Origin of the sequence: Frankia canadensis (genome assembly GCF_900197875.1) — a bacterium.
GTDB classification, from domain to species: Bacteria; Actinomycetota; Actinomycetes; order Frankiales; family Frankiaceae; genus Frankia; species Frankia canadensis.
In genome coordinates this window covers 1-5,348 of record NZ_FZMO01000252.1, presented here as the reverse complement: position 1 = coordinate 5,348, position 5,348 = coordinate 1, and the positions used below count along the sequence as shown (strand labels likewise).

The window sequence follows — 5,348 nt, the reverse complement described above, 5'->3', positions numbered from 1 at the left end:
GGGTCGGGGTTCGGGGTGGCGGCGGTGATGACGTCCATCAGGTCGCGTTCGATGGGCAGGACGGCGAAGGCGAGGACGAGGGCTGCCAGCGCCGTCAGGGCGATCGCCGCGATGAGCCAGCCCTGGCCGAGCACGTCGAGGCTCTGCGCGGTGAAGAAGCCGAACAGCACGACGAGCAGCCCGAGCGCCGAGTAGACGCCGCAGATCCGGTACAGCGTGCGGACGACGCCGGCGGCATGCGCGTCACCCGGCCGGGTGAGCGCGGCCCGGGCGGCGGGCGGGAACATGCTCGCCGCCACGGTGACGGGACCGATGGCCACGATGGCCGCGAGGACGTGCACGCTGAGCAGGAACTTGGTCATCAGCGCGCCTCGCGCGGCCGGAGGGACGAGGAACGGTTCACACGGACACCTCACCGCGGGCGGAAGGGACACGGACGGTACGTCTGGAGACGCTACGAAACGGCGCCCGCCCCGATGCCCGGGCCCCGGCCAGAAAGCGCCGGCTTCCCGCCATCGGCCCGCACCTTCGAGCGCGCCCCCATCGCCGGCGCCCAGCCCCAAGGCCGACGCCCAGCCCCAGGCCGTCGCCCGAACGTCGAAACTGGGACGGAGCGCGGCCGGGCACGGGATTACGTTGGCCGCCATGCACGTGGTTGCCGTCCTGGCACTGGACGACGTCGTCCCCTCCGACCTGATGACGCCGCTCGACGTCTTCGGCCGCACCCATCTGCCCGGGGGCGGTCCGGCCTACGAGGTGCGGATCTGCACGCCTGCGGCGGAGGTGACCACCGGCGCGTTCACGCTGCGCGCTCCGTGGCGGTTCGACACGCTCGCGGCGGCGGACACCGTCATCATCCCGGGACGCGAGGATGAGGCGGGTGACCCGCCCGTCGCGGCCCTCGATGCCGTCCGCGAGGCCGCGGCGGCGGGTGCGCGGATCGCGTCGATCTGCTCCGGGGCGTTCCTGCTCGCCGCCACCGGCCTGCTCGACGGCCGGCGGGCGACAACCCACTGGGCGGCCGCGGCGGAGCTCGCGCGGCGCCACCCCGCCGTCACGGTCGACCCGAACGTGCTGTACGTGGACAACGGGCAGGTGCTGACGTCGGCCGGCGCGTCCGCGGGGCTCGACCTGTGCCTGCACATGGTGCGCCGAGACCAGGGCGTCGCGGTGGCGGCGCGCACCGCGCGGCTGTGCGTCGCGCCGCTCGAGCGTGACGGCGGGCAGGCGCAGTTCATTGACCGCGATCCGCCGCCGCCCGACGGCCTGGCTCTGGAGCCGCTGTTGCGCTGGCTGGCCGCGAACTCCCACCGTGAGCTCACGCTCGCCGACATCGCGGCGCACGCGAGGGTCAGTCCGCGCACCCTCAACCGCCGGTTCCGCGAGCAGATCGGGGTTACGCCCGTCGCCTGGCTGCGGCGCAGCCGGCTGCGGCATGCGCAGCAGCTGCTGGAGACGACCGGGCATCCCGTCGAGATGATCGCCGCGCAGGTCGGGTTCGGCTCACCGGCCGCGTTCCGGGAACGGTTCCGCGAGCTCGTCGGTACCAGCCCCCGCGCCTACCGGCGGGCCTTCGGGACGGGCGCCGGCACCGACGGGCCACCCGAGCCGGGACACGTCGCCGTGCCGGGTCACCCGGACGGACCGCCACGGCGAGTCGTCCACTCTTCTGGGGGATGATGCCTTCGGCGGGTGACCCACCTTGTGCCGTGCGTCTTCGGAGGGAAGTTCGGGATGCCATCGCAGGCCGCTGTTCGACTCGATGTCCGGCTGCTGCTGCGCATCGACAACCGGGTGCTGCTCGCCCGGCCGCCCGACGACGTCTGGCACGTGCTGCCCGGCGGCCCCGTCGAGGGCGGTGAGACGACGGACGACGCGCTGGAGCGGCAGGTCGGCCGGCTGGCCGGGCCCCGGGTGGTGTCCCGGCAGTTCGTCGGCGCGGTGGAGCATGACGGCAGCCTGACCGGCCGCTCCCCCGAGTCCGCGGACAATCACGTGCTCAGCGTGCTGTTCGCCGGCGTCTGGCCGGCCGACATCCCGACGCCGTCGCGCTGGGGCGACCACAGCCTGGTCCCGGTGGACGTGGACGTCCTGCTCGCCACCCGGCTGCGCCCGCTGTCGATGGCCGAGGCGGTGCGCCGCTGGCTGGCCGAGGGCTGGCCGCTGTGGCGCGGGCTGGATCCGCTCGGCGGCACCCGGCGGCTGCCGTCGCTGGCGTCGTTGCGCTCGCAGCTGTTCGCCCGCCGGGAGGAGCTGCGGACGCTGGCGTTCCGCGACGCGGCGGTGGCGATGTGCGCGCTGGTCACCGTCGCCGACGGCCACATCGACCCGACGGAGCGCGAGGGCCTGCGCGCCTTCGCCGCGACCGACCCGGTCCTGTCCCAGTTCCCCGAACAGGACACGGTCCGCCTGTTCGAGGAGCATCTGGACCGGCTGTCCACCGACCTGCCGGCGGGCCGGCGGGTGGCGCTGGCGGAGATCGCGAAGGTGCGGGGCCGGGTGGCGCAGGCGGCCGCCGTCGTGCGCTTCGGCGAGGTCATCGGTCTCGTCGACGGCGAGTTCGTGGCCAGCGAGCGGGCCGTCGTGCGGGAGGCCGCTCTCACCCTGGGCCTGGATCCGGCCGAGTTCTCCCTCTGACGCCCGCCTGGTCGGACGCCCACCCTGGTCCGCGGCCCTGTCCGGGTCCTGGTCCCGGCGGGACGTCCCGGGAGGCGCGCTGCCGGGCATCGGGGCAGGGAGCCGGGCATCGGATCAGGGGGAGGCGTCCCGGTCGGTGTCGAGGACCTGGACGATGGTGACCGCCCGCCAGTTCACCTCCAGGATGCTGCCGTCGGCGAGGGCGATCCGGTCGAGGCCGACGTTGCCGGCGTGGCCGCTCATCACGTCGGCCGCGCGGCGGCGCAGCGTGGACGCGTCCGTGCCGGCCGGTAGGTCGTAGGCCTGGCCATCGAGCACCAGCCGCACCATCGGCACCGCCCTCCCGTCCCGTCCGCCCAGCGACCCGACCATCCCCCGACGTCTACCGACGGTAGTATGATCAGTACACTGAGCGCATGGAAGGGTGGGGTCGGACGGCGCGTCAGTCCTCCTGCCTGATCCCGAACCAGGTCATCACCTTGCCGCCGAACTTCATGTCGCCATCAACCTTGATCTTGCGGGTGAGGAAAAGCTTGGCGCCGCTGACCTGCCCGGTCAGCACCCGGACGAAGCGCACCCGGTCGGTCGTGATGGTCAGCGCCCGACCGGCGGGGGCCGCGTCGCCGGGGGCGGGCTCGGTCACCAGGGTGCAGGTGCCGTCCAGGATGCGCAGCTCGTAGGTGCGGGTCGAGCCGCCGGGACCGCCGGTGAGGGCGAACCGGACCGAGGCGGTCTCGTCGCCGGCCTGCTCGGGCCGGAAGGTGTCGCGCATCTGGCGAAAGATCTCGTCGAGAACGCGCTCCCCGGCCGGACCGCCGAGAAGATCCGAGATCTCGCGTTCCGACATGGTGGACAGACCACTGACAAGCCTGGCCGGATCGGCGGTGGGGTCAACCGCGAGGTCGGACATTTTCCACTCCATTCGTTCGGCGGGCAATTCGTTTGACGAGCCATTCACGGACAAGCATCGGATCGGCTTCGGGTGGGCACCCTGGGCGTACCAGCACGCTAGCGAACACAGATGTGGTCTCCGTCGCCTGGTGGCCCGTTCGGGCGACCAGGCACCCCCGGAGATGCCCCCGCGCTATCGTCGGCAGGGTGAGCCAGGCCACGCCGACCCATGTCGAGGTCGACGGCCGGGCCATGCCGCCCGACGGGCCGCATCCGCTCGCGCTGGCCACGCACGGCCACTTCACGGTCATGCAGGTGCGCGGCGGCGGCGTGCGCGGGCTCGGCCTGCACCTCGCCCGCCTCGACGCCGCGAACCGTGAGCTGTACGGTTCGCCGCTGACCAGCGACCTGTTGCGCGCCCGGATCCGTCACGCTCTGGCCGGTGCCGGTGCCGGTGCCGGCGACGCGTCGGCCGGCACCTCGGGCGGCGACGCCACGGTGCGGGTCGTCGCCACACGGACGGCCGGTGACGGACCCAGCCGGATCATCGTCGCGGTCACCGCCCCGGCCGAGGCGTCCGCGGTACCCCAGCGACTGCTGTCCGTCCCCTACACCCGGCCGTTCGCGCATATCAAGCACCTGGGAACCTTCGGTCAGCTGCAGTACAACCGCGTCGCCCGCGCCCGCGGTTTCGACGAGGCCCTGCTGACCTGTCCCGACGGGACCATGACCGAGGGCGCCACGACCAATGTGGGCTTCCTGTCCGCGGACACGGTCGTGTGGCCGGCGGCACCGGCCCTGCACGGGGTGACGATGGCATTGGTGGAGCCGCTGACGAACGGCGTGCGCGAGCCGTTGCGGCTGGCCGACCTCGACCGCTTCGACGCGGCGATCGTGACGAACTCGCGGGGCATCGCCCCCGTCGCCGCCATCGACGACCATCGTTTCCCCGGGTCGACGCCGCTGGTCGAGGAGCTGATCCGCCGCTACCGGGCCATCCCGCTCGACGCTGTCTGACGGCCGCCGCGCGCCTCGCCGGCTCACGCCCCCCGGGGGTCTCGACGCCCTCTACTTAGAAGTCTAATTGGTTAGCCAATTATGCCGACCCGGCATTATCGCACGACGGGCGACCATTTATTCGAGATCTCGCGGATGCAACAACTGGTCCGCCATTGAACGGTCGGAAACCGTTTCCTCCGGGCGGAATGCTCGGTACCGTCGGAAGCCCCGAGTTTCCCCCTTGGTCCGAACAGTCCGGACAGCCCCGGTTCCCGCGCCGCCCCCGTGAAGGAACACCCCTCCGATGCCGCTTTCGTCAGCCCGGCTTCTGATCGCTCTCCTGATGCCTGAGCAGCACCGCGTCGAACCCGCCTGGGTACCCGTGCGGTACCCGTTCCCGCCGCCGGCAGAGCGGCATCTCGTCCGCGCGGCCGCCGCGGTCGCCGCCGGCCGCTCCAAGGGAGCGCTGCGCGAGCTCCGCCAGAGTGAGCACGACCGCGCCGACCCTGACCAGGTCGCCGTGCACGAGTCGCTCTACCTCGCCGCGCTCGCCCTCGACCTGAACTGGGCCCCGGACGACGCCGGCCTCGTGCGTCCCGTCGCCCGACCCGGGCCGGCCGCCGCGGCCGCGCGGGACTACGGCCTGCTGGCGGCCTGGGCGACCCAGGCCATCCACCGGCAGCGCGGCGACCTGCTCGACCCGGCGACAGCGGTCATCTGCGTGCTCGGCGCGGAAGTGATCCCCGCGATCCGGATCGCCCGCGCCCAGCTGCTCGCCGACCCGCCGCCCATCGATCCGACGCCGGTCGAGCCGCCCCCGC

5 protein-coding genes and 2 pseudogenes are annotated in these 5,348 nt (G+C 73.1%); 4 read left to right on the top strand and 3 right to left on the bottom strand.

Annotation, left to right across the window (positions count from 1 at the left end; all coding sequences use genetic code 11):
- Positions 1–362 (bottom strand): annotated as a pseudogene (locus C1A33_RS19500) (protease); the annotation flags it as partial.
- 283 nt (positions 363–645) lie between these two features.
- Between C1A33_RS19500 and C1A33_RS19495 the strand changes: the two are divergent.
- Together C1A33_RS19495 and C1A33_RS19490 are read left to right on the top strand one after the other, a co-directional pair.
- On the top strand, positions 646–1,680 hold the full coding sequence (locus C1A33_RS19495; RefSeq protein WP_101832883.1) for a GlxA family transcriptional regulator: 1,035 nt from the start codon (positions 646–648) through the stop codon (positions 1,678–1,680).
- Between the two features lie 54 nt (positions 1,681–1,734).
- Positions 1,735–2,637: a TerB family tellurite resistance protein gene (locus C1A33_RS19490; protein ID WP_101832886.1), complete on the top strand. Its 903-nt coding sequence runs from the start codon at positions 1,735–1,737 to the stop codon at positions 2,635–2,637.
- A 114-nt stretch (positions 2,638–2,751) separates the two neighbouring features.
- Here the strand turns inward: C1A33_RS19490 and C1A33_RS19485 are convergent, their stop codons facing one another.
- Together C1A33_RS19485 and C1A33_RS19480 are read right to left on the bottom strand one after the other, a co-directional pair.
- Entirely contained in the window at positions 2,752–3,009 is a 258-nt protein-coding gene (locus C1A33_RS19485; RefSeq protein ID WP_243407733.1) for a hypothetical protein, read from the bottom strand.
- A 70-nt stretch (positions 3,010–3,079) separates the two neighbouring features.
- Positions 3,080–3,547: an SCP2 sterol-binding domain-containing protein gene (locus tag C1A33_RS19480; RefSeq protein WP_101832882.1), complete on the bottom strand. Its 468-nt coding sequence runs from the start codon at positions 3,545–3,547 to the stop codon at positions 3,080–3,082.
- Between the two features lie 188 nt (positions 3,548–3,735).
- Between C1A33_RS19480 and C1A33_RS19475 the strand changes: the two genes are divergently transcribed.
- Both C1A33_RS19475 and C1A33_RS19470 read left to right on the top strand, forming a co-directional pair.
- The gene (locus C1A33_RS19475) at positions 3,736–4,545 is read left to right on the top strand and encodes an aminotransferase class IV (protein WP_243407732.1); all 810 of its coding nucleotides are present in this window, start codon (positions 3,736–3,738) and stop codon (positions 4,543–4,545) included.
- A gap of 325 nt (positions 4,546–4,870) precedes the next feature.
- Positions 4,871–5,348 (top strand): annotated as a pseudogene (locus tag C1A33_RS19470) (hypothetical protein); the annotation flags it as partial.